The sequence below is a fragment of the Pseudomonas sp. 22082 genome (assembly GCF_052046055.1).
Classification (GTDB): domain Bacteria; phylum Pseudomonadota; class Gammaproteobacteria; order Pseudomonadales; family Pseudomonadaceae; genus Aquipseudomonas; species Aquipseudomonas pharyngis.
The window spans coordinates 167940-187571 of the sequence record NZ_JBQEQB010000002.1 but is presented as its reverse complement, the minus strand read 5'-3'; the positions used below and the strand labels follow the sequence as shown (position 1 = coordinate 187571).

The window sequence follows — 19632 nt, the reverse complement described above, 5'->3', positions numbered from 1 at the left end:
CCAGCAAATTTGCATGACTTTGTGAAAGGTGCTCACAAATGAAAAACCCGTCCACGGCGGATCTGTCGATCTTTCTCTGCATCGCCCAGCACCTGAATTTCAGCCGTGCGGCGGTGGATCTGGGCCTGACACCGTCCGCGCTGAGCCATTCATTGCGCACTCTGGAAAATCGCCTGGGCGTGCGTCTGTTCAATCGCACCACTCGCAGTGTGGCGCTGACCGAAGCGGGCGAGCGGTTATATGCGCGGCTGAAACCGGCGTTTCGCGACATCGACGACGCGCTCGAAGACCTCAATCACTTTCGCGACAAACCTTCCGGCAACCTGCGCATCACTGCGGGGCGTCAGGCCTGCGAACTGGTGTTGCTGCCGATTGCCGGGGCGTTCCTGCAGGCCTACCCGGACATCCGCCTGGAAGTGGTCGAAAGCGATGCGCTGCTGGATATCGTCGCCGCCGGTTTTGATGCCGGGGTGCGGTTCGGCAATCGGCTGGAGGCGGACATGGTGTCGCTGCCGATCGGCCCGACCTTGCGCTCGGTGGTGGTCGCTTCACCGGCGTTTCTGGAACGGCACGCCGCGCCGCAAAAACCGGAGGATCTGCACACCCTGCCCTGCATCCGTCACCGCTTTCCCAGCGGCGCGCTGTATCGCTGGGAATTCGAACGCGGTGGCATCGATCAGGAAATCGAAGTCAACGGCCCGCTGACCCTGGGCGATGTCAGCCTGATGGTCGGCCCGGCGTTGCAAGGTCTGGGATTGGCCTATGTGTTCGAAGACATGGTCAGCGAGCACCTCGCGGCCGGGCGTCTGGTGCAGGTCTTGGCGGACTGGTGCCCGTACTATCCGGGTCTGCACCTGTATTACCCGAGCCGGCGCCATGTGCCGGCGCCGCTCAAGGCGTTTATCGACTTCGCCCGCCTTGCCCGCGATGGCAAAACGGGCTGAGCCGTTTTACAGATACTTCAACCAGGCAATGTCGCGACGCCGGGCCTTCAATGCCGAAAACCAGCGCACGGCCGGGAACAACGCGACCGCCAGCACCATCGCCGCCAGCCACACCGCCGTCACCGACGAGAAACCGAAATACGTGCCCTGATTGAGCCCGAACAGCGCCACACCGATCAGGTACAGCACCTTCAGCGCATACAGGTGCAGCAGGTAAAAAAACATCGGTGCCGAACCGAACACCGTCAGCCAGCGAATCCAGCGTCGATCCTGTGCGCGTTCGAACACCAGCAACAGCAACAGTCCGACACTCACCGTCAATGTGATGAACAACAGCGACGGCGGGTATTTGGTGATGTTGAAAAAACTCATCAGGGTTTGCACACCGCTGTCACCGAAGGCCCAGGGTTTCTCGCCGTAACCGTTGACCAGCCGCAGGACCACGAACCCCAGCAGCCCGGCGATGCCACCGATCAACAAGCGGCGCTGACGCACGGCTGCATCGGCGGCGCGAGCGAACCACGGCCCCAGCGCGTAACCCAACCCGATCACGCCGATCCACGGCAACAACGGGTACGAGGTGCGCAGACGCAAGGTCTCGCCCGCCTCGATCCAGCCGCGATCATGCAGGATCGCCCACGGTACGTGCAGCGCCGACTCCGCTGCGAAGTGCAGTCCGTCGAGCAGATTGTGCCCGGCGATGATCGCCAGGCTCAGCGTCAACAACAGCCAGCGTGGCAGCCAGACCAGCAGCGACAGCGCGATCATGCTCAGGCCGATCGCCCAGATCACTTGCAGGTAGATCACAGTCGGTGGCAGCTGGAACGTCCAGGCAAAATTCACCAGGGTGAATTCGAGCGCCACCAGAAACAAACCGCGCTTGAACAGAAAGGCACTGACGTCAGCCTTGCCGGCGTACTTTTCCCCGAACAACCACGCTGATAAGCCGGTCAGCAGCACGAACACCGGCGCGCACAGATGCGCCAGGGTACGGCTGAAGAACAGCACCGGCTCGGTGCTGGCGATGTCCATCGGGTCGCTGACCTGACGATGCAGCAGAAAGGTTTCGCGCACGTGGTCCAGCAACATGAACAGAATCACCAGGCCACGCAGCGCATCAATGGACAGCAACCGGCCAGTGGCCGAGGGGGCAGAACGGGGAACCGCAATCGTCATGGAAGTATCGCAATCGAAAGGTTGATCAATGCGGCCGCCCGAAAGCGGCCGTAAAATTTTCGTTACCTTATAACATGAAAAACCGATCCAATCGCTAGCGGTTCTCAAACGGCGATCACGCGGTGCGCAGGGTTTCCAGCACAACCTGCAACGGATGGCGCAACTGTCGATCGGCCTGGCGCTTGACCTGACTGCGGCAGGAATACCCGGTGGCCAGCGCCTCGCCCTTCTCCACCGGCGCCTCGATCTGCTTCGCCCAGGATTGCTCGTAGATCACCGCCGAGGTCTCGCGATTACGCGCTTCGTGTCCGTAAGTGCCGGACATGCCGCAGCAACCGGTGGCCTGGGTCGCGAGCTTCAGGCCGACACGCTCGAACACCTGCTCCCATTGCCGAGTGGCGGCCGGAGCGTTGGTTTTTTCGGTGCAGTGCGCCAGCAGGCGGAAGGTTTCATCGCGGCGCTTTCCGATTTGCTCCGGCATGACCTTGAGCAGCCACTCCTGCACCAGCGCCACCTCCGGGCATTTCTCCATTCCCGGTACTTTCAGATATTCCTGGCGATACACCAGAGTCATGGCCGGGTCGAGCCCTACCAACGACACACCAACCTCGGCCAGCGCGCGCAATTGCCCGGCATTGCGCAACGCCGCGCGGTTGAACGCCGAGAGAAAACCCTGCACATGCAGCGGCTTGCCGTTGGCACTGAACGGTGCCAGGTAGACCTGATAGCCGAGACGCGAAATCAGCTCGATCAGATCCGCCAGCAACGGCGCCTCGAAATACCTTGTGAACGCATCCTGCACCAGCACCACACTGCGCTCGCGCTGGGCTGCAGTCAGCGCCGACAACACCTCGACCGACGCCGGCTGAACCTGCCAGCGGCGCATCGCCGCATAAAAATCAAAACGACTGAGCAGCGGCACATCGACCATGCCGCCAAGACGCTCGATCAAGCGTCGGCTGAACGAGACGCCCATCAAGCCGTTATAGAGAAACGGAATCCGCGCCATGTACGGAATCGTGTACTCCAGCGAGGCGATCAGGTAATCCCGCGCCGGTCGCAGATAGCGCGTGTGGTACAGCTCGAGGAACCGCGAACGGAAGTCCGGCACGTTGACCTTCACCGGGCACTGCCCCGCGCAGGATTTACACGCCAGGCAGCCGGCCATGGCGTCGTACACCTCGTGGGAGAAGTCCTGTTCCTGCGCACGGCTGTTACGCCAGCGCTGCAGCAACGTGCTGAAAAATGGCGGACGGCGACTGGCATCGGCCAACACGTCGACCCCCGCCTCGCCCTGCAACCGCAGCCATTCGCGAATCAGCGAGGCGCGGCCCTTGGGCGATTGCGCACGCTGGCGGGTGGCTTTCCACGACGGGCACATGGCGTCGTCGGGATCGAAGTTGTAGCAGGCGCCGTTGCCGTTGCAGTGCATCGCTGCGCCGTAGTCCTGCCAGACTTTCTCGTCGATCTGCCGATCCAGTTCGCCGCGCAGGGTCACTTCATCGATCTTCAGCAATGCCGCGCCGGGAATATTCGGTGTGGCGATCTTGCCCGGATTGAACTGGTTAAACGGATCGAACGCCGCCTTCAGGGCCTGCAGCGCCGGGTACAAGTCGCCGAAGAAGGCCGGCGCATATTCCGAGCGCAGGCCCTTGCCGTGTTCGCCCCACAGCAGGCCGCCGTAACGCTGGGTCAGCGCGGCGACGCCGTCCGAAACGGGACGCACCAGTGCGGCTTGCTGTGGGTCTTTCATGTCGAGAATCGGCCGTACGTGCAGCACGCCGGCATCAACGTGGCCGAACATGCCGTATTGCAATTGGTGGCTGTCGAGCAGGTCGCGCAGTTCGGCGATGTACTCGGCCAGGTGTTGTGGCGGCACGGCGGTGTCTTCGACAAATGGCTGCGGCCGCGCTTCACCGGCGACGTTGCCGAGCAGGCCCACCGCGCGTTTGCGCATGCCGTAGACGCGATTCACCGCCGCATGCCCGACGGCCAGCGTATGCCCCAGGCGCTCGACCGTGGCGTCGTTGCCCAAGTGCTGGACGAAGACTTCGACCCGGCGCTGCAGCTCCTCGGGATCGTCGCCGCAGAACTCCACCAGGTTGATCCCCAGCGTCGGCCGCTCGGCGCTTTCCGGAAAGTACTCGGCGACGCCATGCCAGACGATGTCCTGCATCGCCAGCAACAGCACTTTGGAGTCGACGGTTTCAATCGACAGCGGCTTGAGCGCCATCAGCGCACGGGCATCGCGCAAGGCATCCATGAAGCCGGCGTAGCGTATGTTCACCAGCATCGTGTGCTTGGGAATCGGCAACACGTTGAGTTTGGCCTCGACCACAAACCCCAGCGAACCCTCGGCGCCGCACAGCACGCTGTTGAGGTTGAAACGGTTGTCGGCCTCGCGCAGGTGCGCCAGGTCGTAGCCGGTCAGGCAGCGATTGAGATCGGGGAAGGTTTCCCGGATCAGCTCGCCCTGCTCATCAATGATCTGCCGCGCACAGCGATACACCTCACCGGCCCGGCCCTCGCGGGCGCACTCCGCTGTCAGCTCGCTTTCTTCCAGCGGGCGACCGTGCAAGCGCTCGCCACCGCGCAGGACCATGTGCAGTTCCAGCACGTGGTCGCGGGTCTTGCCGTAGGTGCAACTGCCCTGGCCGCTGGCGTCGGTGTTGATCATACCGCCGACAGTAGCGCGGTTAGAGGTCGACAGTTCCGGGGCGAAAAACAGCCCGGCGGATTTCAGCGCCGCGTTCAATTGATCTTTCACCACACCTGCCTGCACCCGCACCCAACGCTGTTCAACGTTGATTTCGAGAATGCGGTTCATGTGCCGCGACAGGTCGACGACGATACCGTCGGTCAATGACTGGCCGTTGGTGCCGGTGCCGCCACCGCGAGGGGTGATCACCACTTTCTGGTAGGCCGGTTCGGCGATCAGACGGGCCAGCAGCGCCACGTCGTCGGCGTCACGCGGGAATACTGCTGCTTGCGGCAAGCGCTGATAGATCGAGTTGTCGGTGGCCAGCACCACGCGGCTGGCGTAGTCGGCACTGATTTCGCCGCGAAAACCGCTGGTTTCAAGGGCTTTGAGAAACTGTTGGTAGTCAGTGTTCAACGTGGTGGAAGGCGACAGCTGAGCAATCATCGGAAGTGCAATCTCGGTCAAAAACGGGCCGTGTGGCGGTGAACAGTTGTGCGCAAGGAATGATTGCGTCACGCTCCCGCCATCTCATAGGCCTTATGTTCATTGCAGACCGATGCCGGGACAACCGTAAAATCGACCCGCAATCCATGACTAAAACGAATGAATCCGCGAACCCTCACTCCCTCGATGTCGTTGCTGCTGGCATTTGAAGCCGCCGCACGCCATGAAAGCTACACCCGCGCCGCCCACGAACTGTCGCTGACCCAAAGCGCGGTCAGCCGGCAGGTGCAGATTCTGGAAAAGATGCTCGGCATGCGCCTGTTCAGCCGCGAAGGCCGGCGAGTGATCCTCACTGACGTCGGGCGCATGTATCAGCGCGAACTGTCCGAAGCCCTCGGCCAGATCCGCAGTGCGACGTTGCAGGCCATGGCGTTTGGCTCGGGCATCCACAGCCTGCGCCTGGCGACCTTGCCGACCTTCGGCTCGAAATGGCTGCTGCCGCGCTTGAAGGATTTCTACACCGCGCACCCAGGCATGACCGTGCACCTGCATTCACGCATCGAGACGATCGACTTCGACACCAGCGAAATCGACGCGGCGATTTGCGTCGGTGGCGGGGACTGGCCGGGGCTGACTGCCCACCGCCTGCACACCGAGGAACTGGTGGTGATCGCCAGTGCGCAGCTGACCGATGCCGAACGCCGTGCGGCCGACAAGGATATCGCCGGGCAATTGCTGCTCAACGTCAGCAGCAATGCTCAGGCCTGGTCCGAGTGGTTCAGTCATCACGCCCTGCCCCATCGCAGCATGCGCATCGGCCCGAGTTTCGAGATGACCTCGCACCTGATCCAGGCGGTGCGCGCCAATATCGGCATCGGACTGGTGCCGAGGATTCTGGTCGAAGATGAATTGCACAACGGCGAGCTGCTGCAACTGGGCCAACCGATCAGCAGCCGGCGCAGCTATTACCTGGTGTACCCGGCGCGCAATGAGTCGCTGGCGTCGCTGAAGGCGTTTCGCGACTGGTTGATGCGTACGCTCTGAATCTCTACATCGCCAGATCAATTGCCATCGCGAGCAGCCCCGTGAACTCAGAACCGCGGCTTCAGCGCTTTCCAGTCCGGTTTATAGCGCTGCATCTGCCGCACATCATCGCGCTGGCGAATGCCGCAAGTCAGGTACTGGTCATGCAGCTTGCCCAGTTGATCGTGATCCAGTTCCAGCCCCAGACCCGGTGCACGAGTAACCTTCACGCAGCCATCGACAATCGGCAGCTTGCCGCCCTTGATCACTTCTTCATCCGGCTCCTGCCACGGGTAATGGGTGTCGCAGGCGTAGTCCAGATTCGGTACGGCAGCCGCTACGTGAGCCATCGCCATCAAGCTGATGCCCAGGTGTGAATTGGAATGCATCGACACGCCGAGGCCGAAGGTATCGCACATTTTCGCCAGGGTCTGGGTGTCGCGCAGGCCGCCCCAGTAATGGTGATCGGCGAGGACAATCTGCACGCTGTTCAGCGCAACACTGCGGCGGAACTCATCGAAATCGGTGACCACCATGTTGGTCGCCAGCGGCAGCCCGGTGCGTTTGTGCAGTTCGGCCATCCCTTCGAGGCCCGGGGTCGGGTCTTCGTAATACTGCAGATCATCGCCCAGCAACTCGGCCATGCGGATCGAGGTTTCCAGCGACCAGTTGCCGTTGGGATCGATGCGCAGCGGATAACCGGGAAAGGCCTTTTTCAGCGCCTTGATGCACGCCACTTCGTGTTCCGGCGGCAGCGTGCCGGCCTTGAGCTTGATGCTCTTGAAACCATACGCCTCGATCATCCGCGCGGCCTGGGCGACGATCTGCTGCTCGTTCAGCGCCTCGCCCCAGTTGTCCGGCTTGTACGGTGAATCGACGTGTTGCGCGTACTTGAAAAACAGATAGGCGCTGAACGGTACTTCATCGCGCACCGCACCGCCCAGCAGATCCACCAGCGGCACATTCAAGTAGCGGGCCTGCAAATCGAGGAACGCCACTTCAAACGCCGAATACGCGTTGCTCACCGCTTTACTGGCATGGGAACCAGGGGCGAGTTCAGCACCGGCCAGACTGGCCGGTTTGTTGGCAGCGACCGTCGCTTGGACAATCCGACGCAGCTGATTGAGGTTGAACGGATCGAGGCCGATCAACTGCGATTGCAACTGTTGCTGGATCGCCAGTGCCGGGGCATCCCCATAGCTTTCGCCGAGGCCGATGTAGCCGTTGTCGCTTTCGATCTCGATGATCGAGCGCAGGGCGAACGGTTCGTGGATGCCACTGGCGTTGAGCAGCGGCGGATCACGGAAGGCAATCGGAGTGACGGTTACGCGAGTGATTTTCAAAATGACGCTCCTGTTGAGTCGGAATCAGTGGCTCGCCACCGGATTGGCCGTCGGCGCGACGGCGGTTTCGGGTTCAGGCTTTGCCGGGGTTTTGCCTTTGGCGCCGGGCGCCATGCGGGCAAAGAAGATCACCACTGCTGCCACCAGCGAAGTTGCGGCCAGGCCATACAGGCCGCCTTCTATGGAGCCGGTGGTCTGTTCCAGGAAACCGAACGCGGTCGGCGCAACGAAGCCACCCAGATTGCCGATGGAGTTGATCAGCGCGATCACCGCCGCCGCGATGCGCGCATCCAGATAGCTTTGCGGAATCGGCCAGAACAGTGCCGAAGCCGCCTTGAAACCGATGGCCGCAAAACAGATCGCGACGAAGGCGAAAATCGGCCCGCCGGTGGTGGACATGAACATGCCGAACGCGGCGATCACCAGGGTCAGCGCGACCCACGCCTGTTGGAATTTCCACTTGCCGGCCAGCGCCGCAAAGCTGTACATCGCAACGATGGAAATGATCCACGGCACGGAGTTGAGCAACCCGACCTGGAAGTCGCCGAGATTGCCCATCTTCTTGATCATGCTCGGCAGCCAGAAAGTGGCGCCGTAGATGGTCAGGGCGATGGAGAAGTAGATGAAACAGAACAGCGCGATCTGCCGGTCCGCCAACAGTTTGAACATCGATGGTCTGGCGACGTGAGTTGCTTCGCGGGCGCGCTGCTCTTCAGCGATTGCCGTCACCAGCGCTTCACGCTCCTCCTCGCTCAGCCACTTGGCCTGACGCGGATGGGATTGCAGCCAGAACCAGACAAACCCGCAGAGCACTACCGACGCGGCACCTTCGATCAGGAACATCCACTGCCAGCCGTGCAGGCCCAGACCGCTGATGTGCAACAGCGCGCCGGACACCGGACCGGAAATTACCGAAGCGATTGCCGAGCCGCTGAGAAACACCGCCATGGTCTTACCGCGCTCAGAGGCCGGCAGCCATTGGGTGAAGTAATAAATGATCCCCGGGAAGAACCCGGCCTCGGCAGCGCCCAGAATGAAGCGCAGCACATAGAAACTGGTTTCACCCTTGACGAACGCCATGGCCATCGCGGCGGCGCCCCAAGTGAACATGATCCGTGTCAGCCAGGCGCGGGCGCCGTAGCGTTGCAGGAGCATGTTGGATGGCACTTCAAACAAGGCGTAACCGATGAAAAACAGACCGGCACCAAGGCCATAGGCAGCAGCGCCGATACCCAGATCGGTTTCCAGATGACTGCGCACGAAGCCGATGTTGACCCGGTCGATGTAGTTGACGATGAACATCACCACGAACAACGGCAGCACATGGCGCTTGACCTTGTCGGCGGCGCGGGCGAGTACCGTGATGTCCGGCGGACTCTGGAGGGTTTTCAAGGGGCGACTCCCGATCTTTGTTTTTGTAGGGATGGCCTGTTCAGGCGTAGAGCGATCATGGACGGGGTGATTGATCCCGTCTAATCTAACTTGGCATTCGATTGATACCTGGATTAGATCAATGTTCGAGCTGACCCAACTGCGCTGCTTCACCACCGTCGCCACCGAACTCAACTTCCGGCGTGCCGCCGAGCGGCTGAACATGACCCAGCCGCCACTGAGCCGGCAGATCCAGTTACTGGAACATCACCTGGGCGTCGAACTGTTTACCCGCAGCACACGCAGTGTGGCGCTCACCGCTGCCGGCCGCGCATTCTTCATCGAGGCGCAGAACCTGCTCGAGCGCGCCCAGCAAGCCGCCGTCACCGCCCGGCGTTTTGCCGAGGGCGATATCGGTTCGGTGAACATCAGTTTTGTTGGCAGCGCGGTTTATGAATTCCTGCCCAAGGTCATCGCCGAGGCGCGCCTCAAGCAGCCGCAGGTGAAGATCGACCTGACTGAAATGAACACCTACCAGCAACACGAAGCCCTGCGCGCTCGACGCATTGACCTGGGGATCGTCCGCGCGCCGTTGCTGGAACCGGGCTACGCGACCGAGTGTCTGGTGCGCGAGCCGTTTGTGCTGGCGGTGCCGAGTGGTCATCGACTGGCCGAGGCAGACGATGTGTCAGTGAAGGACCTGGATGGGCAGCCGTTCCTGATGTATTCCCACGCGGCCTATCCGCCGTTCAACGAATTGCTCACCGGCATGCTGCGTTCGGCCCGGGTCGCCCCGGATTACGTGCAATGGCTTGGGTCTTCGCTGACGATTCTGGCGCTGGTCAACGCAGGCATGGGCCTGGCGCTGGTGCCGCGTTGCGCGACCAGTGTGGTGTTCAGGAATGTGGTGTTTCGCGAGATCGATCTGGGCGAAGGGGTGCAGAGCGAGCTGCATCTGATCTGGCGGGAGAACAACGACAACCCGGCGTTTGCGATGTTGCTGGAGGGCATTCGCCGGGCGGTGAAGGATGGATGGGGTTAGGATTGGGTATGCGGTGATGGGGGATACTTCAGCGGTGGTGGTGCCTTTGAAGCCTGAATCGGTGGATTCTCCAATCGCTTACCGTCTGGCCCATAAACCAGGTGTCTGAGATGCTCCGGCATAGGTCGTCGTGCTCTAGCAGTCATGTTGAACCCTCTGATGTCGGGTTGAACTCAACCCATTTAACCTTTGCGGAATCTATCAGCAAAAACTCCGCGCCCAAAGGCGACTTGGTGCCATCTTCATTGAGCCAGTACGGAGATCCCATCAAGAATTGCCCGGTGCTGGATTCGGGAGGCCATTCGACCGGCCAGCCTAGAACGCGCCTTTCGTCGTTCAAATGCAGGGTGATGAATTGATCATTTTGCGCAAACGCGCTGAACCATTCACTCGGATAGGAAGATTGTTTCGTTACGTTTCTACTGCGTAACCACCCATGCAATCGGTCATTGGTTGCCAGACAGCAAGCCATCAACCCAAGCAACAACGAAGCAGAAAATGCCCAGCACGCTTCAGCCTTCGCATCCCACTTCCCTACAGAAAACCCCTTCTCCCCCACCCACACACAAACCGCTCCAACCCCCAGCACCATCCCGTGAATCACAAACGTGAAAATCAGCGCCTGCACAATCTGGCCGAACGTATCCGGCCGCTTGAAGGCCGTCAGGGTGTAGAAAATCCAGGTCGAGACAAACCCCGGAATCAGGTACTGCAACAGCGGAATCACTTCTTTCACCAGATCATCCATGATCGGTCGCTCCTTGAATCAAAAACAATCCTCCAGAAACAGCAATGCCGGCCCGTAACGGGCCGGCATTCAAAGCCTAGTGCTCGCGGGAAAAACGCCCGCAATCAACTGTCACCGCGCATTACACATCCCGCAGAATCTGATCAGCACCGTTCCCTGCCGCCATCAGCACCGCCGCATGAAGGTTGATGCACGAGCCGGATCGTTTCATCATCGCGCAAGGTTTCGAGGAGTAACGCCATGACCCGTTATCAGCCGTTGAACTGTGATCTGCACGACTACCTGGAAATAGCCTGCCTGCGCGGCTATCAGCTGGACATTGAGTTGGTCGACGGTCAGCGTCTGATGGCCCGGGCCGTGACCACGCGAACCAGCAGTGACAAGGAAGAGTTCCTGGTGATCGAGCAACAAGCCGCGCGACAGGAAATTCGCCTCGACCAGTTGCTCGCGATCACACCTCAGGAGGCCAACGCCGAGTTCGGTCGAGTGATCCTTGCCGGAGGAGTTTGCGGAATCTGAACAAAAAAATCCCGCCCGGCATCAACCGGGCGAGATTTTCTGTGACACGCCGTTTTACGCGACGACAGGGATCATCGGATCCGCAGCCGCCAGCGCGATGGCACGGTCAGCCACCGGCGGGTAGATCCACTGGGTGTTGATCTGGGTCTTGAGCGACTTGCCCTCCTCCTTGACCAGTTTTACCTGACGATCCCAGCCTTCGCTGTACACCGCGCCCCAGGCGCCGAGGTCGAGGCAGGTCACGTATTTCGGCTGGCTGTACGGCGTCGGGTCGACCCCCAGAATCTGCGCCGCAACGTTGTTGCCGGCGTGACGACCGAGGGAAATCGCGTGTTGACAGGTCATCAGGGCGAAGTTGCCGATATCGTCGGTGGCCGCGTAAGCCACGTCGCCAGTGGCGAAGATGTCGTCTTGGCCGATGACTTTCAAATGGGTATCAACGTGCAGCCGACCTTGGCGATCGCGCTCGGCAGGAATCTGCTCGGTCAGGGAGCTGGCGCGTACACCGGTGGTCCAGACCACGGTTTTTGCCTCGATGCGCTGGCCGTCCGACAGGGTCACGCCGTTTTCATCGACCGACAGCACCGACACACCCAGTCGCCATTCGACGCCCAACTCTTCGCTCGCTTCGGCAATCGACACGCTGATCGCTTCGCCCATGGCAGCGCCGACTTTCTGCCCACGGTCAACGATGATCACTTGGATGTTGGCATCATCGCCCAGCACGGCTCGCAGACGCGCCGGCATTTCCGTGGCGGTTTCGATACCGGTGAAACCACCGCCGGCGACGACCACAGTATTGCGCGCCTGGCTTTCAGGCTGGTCGATCAGGGATTTCAGATGATGTTCCAGGCGGATGGCGGCTTCGATCTGGTCGACGTCAAACGCATACTGCGCCACGCCCGGGGTGTCCGGCAGGGCCAGGCCGCTGCCGGCGGCCAGCACCAGTTTGTCGTAGTTGAACACCTGTTGCGTACCGGCTGCGTCGGTGTAGCCCACGGTTTTCGCCTGTACGTCGATGGTGTTCGCCGCGCCTTTGATGAAGTTGACGCCAACCGCATCGAACAGATCGCCCAGCGGCGCGGCCAGCGTGTGGGCGTTCGGCTCGTAGAAACGCGGACGAACGCGCAGCTCGGCCTGCGGCGCCAGTACGGTGACGTCGATGTTGTCCCGATTGTGAATGTCGACCAGACGCGTGGCGCTCAATGCCGTCCACATGCCACCGAAACCTGCGCCGATTACCAGAATGTGCTGTTTCATTGTTCTCTCCAGGCACGAAGCCAAGTCACTGAATGAGGTTGAAGGATTCACATCATCGGGAGCGGACTCGGTTGTATTTTTCAAAAACGCGGAAGGCTGCTCACCTGACAACGGCGACTGTATTGGTCGCCTTTAAATCCGAAAAGTCAGATTTTGTGATGATTAGCATCGAAAACTTCGATAGCTCAGATCGAACGTAGCCACCTCCCTTAACTCATTGATTTAGCTAAAAACCAATAAATCCGGGATCCTCATAGCCAAACACTCAAGGCGCTCCCGATTTGTTTGCCACGAACAACCCTGATAACATCGGCGACAAATACAGTCGGAGATAGTTATGTCGCTTTACAGTGCGGGGGTCGAGTACGGCATTCACTGCCTGGCCTTTCTGGTAGGCAGCGGCGGTGACAGTCGTGAAGCCAGCGTGCGCGATCTGGCAGAGCTGCAAGGGGTGCCGCTGGATTATCTGGCGAAGATCTTCACCAAACTGGCCAAAGGCAAACTGGTGGAATCCACCGGCGGTGTGCGCGGCGGCTTTACCCTGGCGCGTCCGGCGGATGAAATCACCCTGCTCGACATCGTCAATGCCATCGATGGTCGCAAGAACATTTTCGAGTGCCGGGAGATACGCGGACGTTGTGCACTGTTCGACGGCTCCCCGCCGGACTGGGCGCTGGACGGCACCTGCTCGATTCACGCCGCGATGATGACCGCGCAAAAGCGCATGGAAGAAGCCCTCGCCCAGCAGACCATCCTCGACATCGCCAGAAAGGTCGGGCGCAAGGCACCGGCAGGGTTCAACAGCCAGGTGGAAGACTGGATGCAGGATCGCCGGGAAAAGAAGACCGGTGGCGCCGGCATTCCGCTCACCGACATCTCGGACTGAGCCCGATCAGCAGGCAAAAAAAAGCAGAAACCGATCTCCGGTTTCTGCTTTTTTTATTTCGCCATTACAGGCAGTCGCGCACCGCTTTGCGCAACGACCCGGACTTCGCCCACGGCGGCCCCTGGTACAGGGAAACGCGGCTGCCGTCCTTGTACTTGACCACATCGAGAATCTCGTCGGCGGTGACGATGCTCGGCGCGGTGATCCGGTAGCCATTGGAAATCGCTGTCTGGGACGTCTTGGCAACGTCCTGCTGCCATAGCGGCAATACACACGCGGCGTAGTCCTTGGGAGTCTTGTCGCTGGTCTTGCTGACATTCGGCTCGCCCGGCACCAGTGACGCAGGCAACGAACAACCGGCCAATGCCGCCATCAGCATCCCTCCGATCAACATCCGCATAGTGATTCCTTCATCTGAAAAAACGCAAATGTACCCTGTAACTGTTCGGACATCCATCGTAGCGCTCTGCCGGTACTCCCCGAAAACCGGGCCATTCAGCTCACCGACAGAAGACCATGCCCCACACCGGAAAAATGCGGCTACTCTGTTTTACCGAGAATGTTCCGGAGGTGATCATGCGGCTCAATGAATACGAACACGAACTTCAGCGTGACCTGCAAAGCGTGGCATCGGACCTGAGATGGTCGGCGGTGGACCTCAAGCGCATCGCCGAGCAACTGCGTCAGTCGGGCAACGAGGCGGACGCCCAGGCGGTACTGCGATCCTGCGAAGTGCTGCAAAGCGATGAAGAACGCCTGCAACTGTATGCCCGCGAAGTGAAAGCCCGCGCCATCAGCCGAACCAAAGTCCACTGAACCTCACTCAGCCCACAGCAAAAAGCCCCGGACAACCGGGGCTTTTTCTTCACAGACCTTCAGTCTGTCTTGCGGCCGCGTGCGCGGCTTTTGTACCTCGGCAGCGCAGCGGCATACGCCAGCGCTTCCTCGCGACTGGCAAACGATGCGAGCCGGTCACCCTGCGTGCAGACCCGCCACGGGCCGTTGTTCACGCTGAGTACGTCGTAGCCATTCATGTGCATTTTGTTCAGCATCGCCATGCTCATAGGCACCTCCTGTCTGCTGACGAACTTTTCCACCTTACACCCGCAACGCGCTGCCGTGCCGACCGGACGTCGCACCGTGGCCGCGTCAAGTCTCCGGCACTTTTGCCGCTTCCAGGCACTCAGAAGCTCTAAACCGGTAGCGGCCCAAATATTGCTAATTCATGACAGATTTATGACAACCGGCAATCGGGTAACACATGAAAGTACGAGCAACCGTCATCTGCGAGCAGGATCGACACATTCTCCTGGTGCGCAAACCCAGGTGCCGCTGGACGCTTCCGGGGGGCACCGTCGAACCGGGAGAAACCCGCGCGCAAGCCGCCGTCCGAGAACTCAAAGAGGAAACCGGGCTGGACAGCGATGACATGCTTTATCTGATGGAATTGCAGAACGGCAGCACCCGCCACCACGTCTACGAGGCATCGGTGCTGAACATCGATCAGGTTCGCCCGCTGAATGAAATCGTCGACTGTCTCTGGCACCCGCTCGATGCGGTGCAGAATCTGAACGTCAGTGACGCCACGCTGAGCATCGTCCGCGCCTTTCAGCGACGCCTTTGACCCTCAGCCGGCAAACGCCCGGCGTCCGGCGCTCATTTCCGTGCGCAATTCACCGATGAAATTGGAGATGTCACGAATAGTGACCAGATGTTCAGGAGAAACACCATTGAGCAGCAACTCGACACGCCCGCTGTCGGGTTCGTAAACCTTGATCTGCAAGAGGCCTTGCGCCGTTTCGGTGCAGTCGCAATACAACGGCGAAAAGCCGGATTCGACGATGCGGCAAATATCGGCAATGGCAATCATGGTGGGCACGCCTCACAGGCGTTGGCTCGGGCGACCCGATGAGCATAGATGAGCTTTCACTGCCCCGCCCCTGCCGCCCAGTGTAAAAATTGCCAACCGCTTCACAACTTCAAATCGCGGCTCTCAATGGGCGTCATGGTCCCAGATCCAGTTCCATATTCCCGGCAGATTCACCGGTTTCGACGACTCGCGCACCGTGCGCGCCAGCGCAGCCTTTTCCAGCGCCGCGCGATCGTCATAGAACGGTTTGCCTGCCAGTCGCACGCCGGTGGCGGCGGCACTGTCGAGCAGTATCTGCAAGTACTCGCGGGTGTGACGGGCGGTGTAGCGGTTGAGGTCATGGAAGGTCACTACCACCGGAATCACTCCGTCCACCGTTGGCAATTCGCCGAGGGCAATCCGTTCGCGGACCTCCGACAGTTGTCGCAGCATGTTCGCCCGCCGCCGGGGGCTGGCGTTGAAGCCCCAGATCTTGCCGTCGTTGGCGCTCAGGTCGGTCAGCAACACTTGCATATGGTGCTGTTGATAGGCGGCGAAGGTACGTTTGTCGTAGTTCCAGAACGGCGGACGCAATAACGTCGGCGGCGCGCCGGTGATCGCCGCGATGTCTGCCGAGCCGTTGGTCAGCGAAGTTTCGAGCTCATCCGGGTCGAGCAATCGATGATTGGTGTGCCAATGGGTGGCGGTGTGAAAGCCCAGAATGTGCCCTTCGTCATACTCGCGGCGCATGACTCGCCGACCGATCTCGCTGTTGCCCGCTCGGGGTGCGCGGGTCTGGACGAAAAACACCGCTTTGATCCCCGGTTGCAGCGGGTTGTCCTTGAGGCTGTCGAGCACGGTGTCGGTAGGATTGAAAAGACTCGAAGCGCTGGGGCCGTCATCGAAGGTCAACAGAAAGCGCACAGGCGCCTGCTCTTTGAGCCGGGCTTCGGTCTGCGCGGACATTTCGATGGGAGCGGCGATGCATCCGGCCAACCCGACGACCATCGCCATCGCGCAGAAAAGCTTGAACCACTGTGTCATGTTTTGCCTTGAGCCCGACCGTTGCGGTCATGTTGTCGATTGGCAAAACTCCTTCGCCGCTGCTGCCTCCCTGCGACCCATTGAGATGGGCCGAGGTTGGATAAAGATACACAGGGTTTGGTTCCAGCGCTCGCTCAGCGCGCCAGCGCCTGTTGAAACGAGCTGTCGATGATACCGGCCGTGGCCAGCGGAGCCGGTAGCGCCTTGACCTTGAACAGAAAATCGGCGGTGCTTTGCAGGTCAGCGGCGGCCTGCTGATCCACCGGGCCGACCGTAATGTGCGCCTGGCGCAACCAGTGCCGCGAAACCTGTTGATCGAGGTTGGCCTTCTTCGCCCACAGGTCGGCGTACTCGTCGGTGTGACTGTCAACCCAGGCCCGGGCCTGCTTCAGGCGCCCAAGGAAATCGGCGATCGCTTCACGCTTGCTGTCGATGGACGGCGCAGACGCGGCGATGGCGCTCAAGCCCGGCATCAGGTTTTTCGCGGTGAGAATCGGCCGGGCGCCGGAGAACACGATCTGCTGGGAAATATACGGCTCCCACACCGGGAACGCGTCGATGCTGCCTTGCGGTAGCGCGGCCGCCGCATCGATCGGCATCAGTTTGACGAAGTCGACGTAATTCTCCGGCAAACCACCCTGCTCCAGTGCGCGAAGAGTCAGCTGCTGACTCCAGGCGCCCGGCCAGTAGGCGACTTTCTTGCCCTTCAGATCCTCGATGGTTTTCACCGGAGAATCCTTGGGCACCAACAGGGCGATGGTATCCGGATTCTGTCGCGACACACCGATCAGCTTCACCGGCGCTTGTTTAGCGGCCAGAAACAGAAAACCCGAATCCCCCAGGAAACCCAGATCCAGCGACCCGGTCTGCAACGCTTCGGCCAACGGCGCGGCAGCCTGGAAGTGTTTCCAGTCAACCGTGTAAGGCGCGTCCTTCAACACGCCGGACGCTTCTATCGAAGCGCGGATGTTGTAGTAATTCTGGTCGCCGACGTGCAGTACCAAGGGTTCGGCAGCGTAGGTCAATGGCGTGGCAAACAGTGCGCTGGTCAACGCGGCGCGTAGGAAACGTGAGAGCTTCATGGCGAGTCCTGCAGAGGGATTTTTATAGACCATAACGCTCTTACAAATCAGATTTGAAATTCGATTAACGCATAAGCTCAGCACCTTCCCTCCGCACTGTTGGCCGAGCAACAGTGGCTCGTCAGAGTGTTTTCCCTGCAACACTTCGAACCTGCAAAACCGGCGTTAAGCCCAATAAATGCGGGACAACGCGCACATGGCACAGAGCCTGCAATATTCCATTCATGCAGGAAGCATTCGATAAAAATATCTTTTTTGACATAAGAATCTGTTGCCTTGCCGGAGCGTGCCCATGAAACCCCTCTTACCGTTTTCCCGCATCAAAACGCTGCTCGCGGCCTGCGCAGTAGCCCTGAGTCTGCATCCTCTGGCCCACGCTGCCGAAGCGCCGCCGGCTGAAGTGCATCTGGATTACGCCTATTACTCGCCGGTCAGCCTGGCGCTGAAACATCTGGGCTACCTGGAAAAAGCCTTGCCCCAGAGCAAAGTCAGCTGGGTGCTGAGCCAGGGCAGTAACCGCTCGCTGGAATACCTCAACAGCGGCGGCGTGGATTTCGCCTCGTCGGCCAGCCTCGCCGCCGTGCTCAGCCGCGCCAATGGCAGTCCGATCAAATCGGTCTACGTCTATAGCCGCGCCGAATGGACCGCGCTGGTGGTGCGCAAGGACTCGCCGATCCAGTCTGTCGCCGACCTCAAGGGCAAGAAAATCGCCGCCACCAAAGGCACCGATCCTTATCTGTTCACCCTGCGCACCCTGCAACAGGCCGGGCTGAAAAAGGACGACGTGGAACTGGTACACCTGCAGCACCCGGACGGCCGCACCGCGCTGGAGAAAGGCGATGTCGACGCCTGGGCCGGCCTCGATCCGCACATGGCCGCCAGTCAGGTGCAGGCCGGTTCGCGCCTGCTGTACCGCAATCGCGACTTCAACAGCTACGGCGTGGTCAGCGTCACCGAGCAATACGCCAAGCAACACCCGCAAACCATCGACACCGTGATCAAGGCCTATGAGCAGGCCCGCGAGTGGTCGGTGAAGAACCCCGACGAATTGGCCAAATTGCTCGCCAGCGAATCCGGCCTGCCGCTGGACGTGGCCAAACTGCAATTGTCGCGCACCGACCTGAGCAGCCCGCAGCTGACCGCCAGGGACGTGCTGGCCTCGAAAGCCGCCGCGCCGATTCTGGTCTCCGAAGAACTGGTGCGCCGTGGGGTGAATGTCGATCAGGTCATCGATCAGTTGATCGACACCGGTTTCCAGCAAGTCGCCGCCCAGTAACCCACCAGGCTCACAACAAGTCCGCGCCCGTCGCGGATTTGTCGTGAGCGGAGAACCGTCCATGAGCAACGACTTGCCCGCCCGCCTCGCCGTGCCGGCACCACGCCGCAAAGGCCCACTGCTGAATCCGCTCTGGCGTCGACGCCTTAAAGGCCTGGCCCTGCCACTGCTGATCGTGATCGCCCTCGAATTCATCGTACGCATCGGCTGGTTGCCGTCCTACCAGATGCCCGCGCCAAGCGAGATCGCCCTGACCCTTACCGATTTGGCCGAAGGCGCCTTGTGGAAGCACATCGGCGCCAGCCTGATTCGCGTACTGCTGGGGTTCGCCATCGGCGCGAGTCTGGCGCTGGTGTTTGCCGCGTGGGTCGGCCTGAGCCGTGAAGCCGAGGCTTATCTGGAACCGACGTTCGCCGCACTGCGGTCGATTCCCAGCCTGGCCTGGGTGCCGCTGTTGCTGCTATGGCTGGGGATCGACGAGACCTCGAAAATCGTTCTGATCGCCATCGGCGCGTTCTTCCCGGTGTACGTCAACGTGGTCGCGGCGATCCGCAACATCGACCGCAAAATGGTGGAAGTCGGGCACATCTACGGCTTCAGCCCGCTGCAACTGGTGCAACGGATTCTGTTGCCCGCCGCCCTGCCCGGCCTGTTCACGGGATTGCGCAGCGGTATGAGCCTGTCGTGGATGTTTCTGGTGGCGGCCGAACTGATCGCCGCGACCAAAGGTCTGGGATACCTGCTCAGTGACGGTCGCGAAACGTCGCGGCCGGACATCGTGCTGGCTGCGATCATCGTCCTGGCGCTGCTGGGCAAACTCAGCGACGGTTTGCTGGCCGTGCTGGAACGTCGCTGGCTGGTCTGGCGCGACGCGTTCACCGGCCAGGGCAGCAAAGATTGAACCGTGCAACTAAGCTGAAACCT

20 protein-coding genes are annotated in these 19632 nt (G+C 60.6%); 9 read left to right on the top strand and 11 right to left on the bottom strand.

Translation table 11 applies throughout. The features are described from left to right. The first annotated feature begins 38 nt into the window (after positions 1-38). Complete coding sequence (locus ACTJK9_RS03430; RefSeq protein ID WP_221397550.1) at positions 39-944, top strand: LysR family transcriptional regulator; 906 nt, start codon at positions 39-41, stop codon at positions 942-944. Between the two features lie 6 nt (positions 945-950). On the opposite strand, the gene ACTJK9_RS03425 is transcribed toward ACTJK9_RS03430, so the two are convergent. Together ACTJK9_RS03425 and ydiJ are read right to left on the bottom strand one after the other, a co-directional pair. Beyond that, a complete protein-coding gene (locus ACTJK9_RS03425) occupies positions 951-2120 on the bottom strand; it encodes a DUF1624 domain-containing protein (protein ID WP_440812126.1) in 1170 nt (389 codons plus the stop codon). A 115-nt stretch (positions 2121-2235) separates the two neighbouring features. Further along, positions 2236-5265, bottom strand: a complete 3030-nt coding sequence (ydiJ, locus tag ACTJK9_RS03420; RefSeq protein WP_440812123.1) for a D-2-hydroxyglutarate dehydrogenase YdiJ — start codon at positions 5263-5265, stop codon at positions 2236-2238. Between the two features lie 159 nt (positions 5266-5424). Here ydiJ and ACTJK9_RS03415 point away from each other — a divergent pair, with 159 nt between their 5' ends. Next, the gene (locus tag ACTJK9_RS03415) at positions 5425-6309 is read left to right on the top strand and encodes a LysR substrate-binding domain-containing protein (RefSeq protein ID WP_085610583.1); all 885 of its coding nucleotides are present in this window, start codon (positions 5425-5427) and stop codon (positions 6307-6309) included. Positions 6310-6356: 47 nt separating this feature from the next. Here the strand turns inward: ACTJK9_RS03415 and ACTJK9_RS03410 are convergent, their stop codons facing one another. Beyond that, the gene (locus ACTJK9_RS03410; protein ID WP_440812121.1) at positions 6357-7631 is read right to left on the bottom strand and encodes a glucarate dehydratase family protein; all 1275 of its coding nucleotides are present in this window, start codon (positions 7629-7631) and stop codon (positions 6357-6359) included. Positions 7632-7655: 24 nt separating this feature from the next. Then, positions 7656-9023 carry an MFS transporter gene (locus ACTJK9_RS03405; RefSeq protein ID WP_440812119.1) on the bottom strand — a complete coding sequence of 456 codons (1368 nt, stop codon included), beginning with the start codon at positions 9021-9023 and terminating at the stop codon, positions 7656-7658. A gap of 121 nt (positions 9024-9144) precedes the next feature. On the opposite strand from ACTJK9_RS03405, the gene ACTJK9_RS03400 reads away from it, so the two are divergent. After that, on the top strand, positions 9145-10044 hold the full coding sequence (locus ACTJK9_RS03400) for a LysR substrate-binding domain-containing protein (protein ID WP_064379392.1): 900 nt from the start codon (positions 9145-9147) through the stop codon (positions 10042-10044). Positions 10045-10186: 142 nt separating this feature from the next. Here ACTJK9_RS03400 and ACTJK9_RS03395 read toward each other — a convergent pair whose 3' ends face one another. After that, complete coding sequence (locus tag ACTJK9_RS03395; RefSeq protein ID WP_221397555.1) at positions 10187-10792, bottom strand: DUF6338 family protein; 606 nt, start codon at positions 10790-10792, stop codon at positions 10187-10189. A gap of 240 nt (positions 10793-11032) precedes the next feature. Here ACTJK9_RS03395 and ACTJK9_RS03390 point away from each other — a divergent pair, with 240 nt between their 5' ends. Continuing rightward, entirely contained in the window at positions 11033-11311 is a 279-nt protein-coding gene (locus ACTJK9_RS03390; protein WP_085610587.1) for a Rho-binding antiterminator, read from the top strand. A 54-nt stretch (positions 11312-11365) separates the two neighbouring features. Here the strand turns inward: ACTJK9_RS03390 and ACTJK9_RS03385 are convergent, their stop codons facing one another. Continuing rightward, the gene (locus tag ACTJK9_RS03385) at positions 11366-12571 is read right to left on the bottom strand and encodes an NAD(P)/FAD-dependent oxidoreductase (RefSeq protein ID WP_085610588.1); all 1206 of its coding nucleotides are present in this window, start codon (positions 12569-12571) and stop codon (positions 11366-11368) included. A gap of 337 nt (positions 12572-12908) precedes the next feature. Between ACTJK9_RS03385 and ACTJK9_RS03380 the strand changes: the two genes are divergently transcribed. Then, positions 12909-13457 carry an RrF2 family transcriptional regulator gene (locus tag ACTJK9_RS03380; RefSeq protein ID WP_221397557.1) on the top strand — a complete coding sequence of 183 codons (549 nt, stop codon included), beginning with the start codon at positions 12909-12911 and terminating at the stop codon, positions 13455-13457. Positions 13458-13521: 64 nt separating this feature from the next. On the opposite strand, the gene ACTJK9_RS03375 is transcribed toward ACTJK9_RS03380, so the two are convergent. Further along, positions 13522-13857, bottom strand: coding sequence for a hypothetical protein (locus tag ACTJK9_RS03375; RefSeq protein WP_041475321.1), 336 nt, complete (start codon positions 13855-13857; stop codon positions 13522-13524). A 176-nt stretch (positions 13858-14033) separates the two neighbouring features. Here ACTJK9_RS03375 and ACTJK9_RS03370 point away from each other — a divergent pair, with 176 nt between their 5' ends. Continuing rightward, positions 14034-14273 carry a hypothetical protein gene (locus ACTJK9_RS03370; RefSeq protein ID WP_007950501.1) on the top strand — a complete coding sequence of 80 codons (240 nt, stop codon included), beginning with the start codon at positions 14034-14036 and terminating at the stop codon, positions 14271-14273. Between the two features lie 59 nt (positions 14274-14332). On the opposite strand, the gene ACTJK9_RS03365 is transcribed toward ACTJK9_RS03370, so the two are convergent. Beyond that, entirely contained in the window at positions 14333-14521 is a 189-nt protein-coding gene (locus ACTJK9_RS03365) for a DUF2188 domain-containing protein (protein ID WP_440812113.1), read from the bottom strand. Positions 14522-14718: 197 nt separating this feature from the next. Here ACTJK9_RS03365 and ACTJK9_RS03360 point away from each other — a divergent pair, with 197 nt between their 5' ends. After that, the gene (locus ACTJK9_RS03360) at positions 14719-15081 is read left to right on the top strand and encodes an NUDIX hydrolase (protein WP_085602944.1); all 363 of its coding nucleotides are present in this window, start codon (positions 14719-14721) and stop codon (positions 15079-15081) included. 3 nt (positions 15082-15084) lie between these two features. On the opposite strand, the gene ACTJK9_RS03355 is transcribed toward ACTJK9_RS03360, so the two are convergent. The 3 genes from ACTJK9_RS03355 to ACTJK9_RS03345 all read right to left on the bottom strand — a co-directional run bounded on the left by ACTJK9_RS03355 (position 15085) and on the right by ACTJK9_RS03345 (position 17432). Next, positions 15085-15327, bottom strand: coding sequence for a DUF1652 domain-containing protein (locus ACTJK9_RS03355; RefSeq protein WP_011334667.1), 243 nt, complete (start codon positions 15325-15327; stop codon positions 15085-15087). 123 nt (positions 15328-15450) lie between these two features. Continuing rightward, positions 15451-16350 carry a polysaccharide deacetylase family protein gene (locus ACTJK9_RS03350; RefSeq protein WP_085610590.1) on the bottom strand — a complete coding sequence of 300 codons (900 nt, stop codon included), beginning with the start codon at positions 16348-16350 and terminating at the stop codon, positions 15451-15453. A gap of 134 nt (positions 16351-16484) precedes the next feature. After that, positions 16485-17432, bottom strand: coding sequence for an ABC transporter substrate-binding protein (locus ACTJK9_RS03345; RefSeq protein WP_440812109.1), 948 nt, complete (start codon positions 17430-17432; stop codon positions 16485-16487). Between the two features lie 292 nt (positions 17433-17724). On the opposite strand from ACTJK9_RS03345, the gene ACTJK9_RS03340 reads away from it, so the two are divergent. Then, positions 17725-18708, top strand: coding sequence for an aliphatic sulfonate ABC transporter substrate-binding protein (locus ACTJK9_RS03340; RefSeq protein ID WP_221397558.1), 984 nt, complete (start codon positions 17725-17727; stop codon positions 18706-18708). A gap of 61 nt (positions 18709-18769) precedes the next feature. Beyond that, positions 18770-19609 carry an ABC transporter permease gene (locus ACTJK9_RS03335; protein WP_440812107.1) on the top strand — a complete coding sequence of 280 codons (840 nt, stop codon included), beginning with the start codon at positions 18770-18772 and terminating at the stop codon, positions 19607-19609. The last annotated feature ends 23 nt before the right edge of the window (positions 19610-19632 follow it).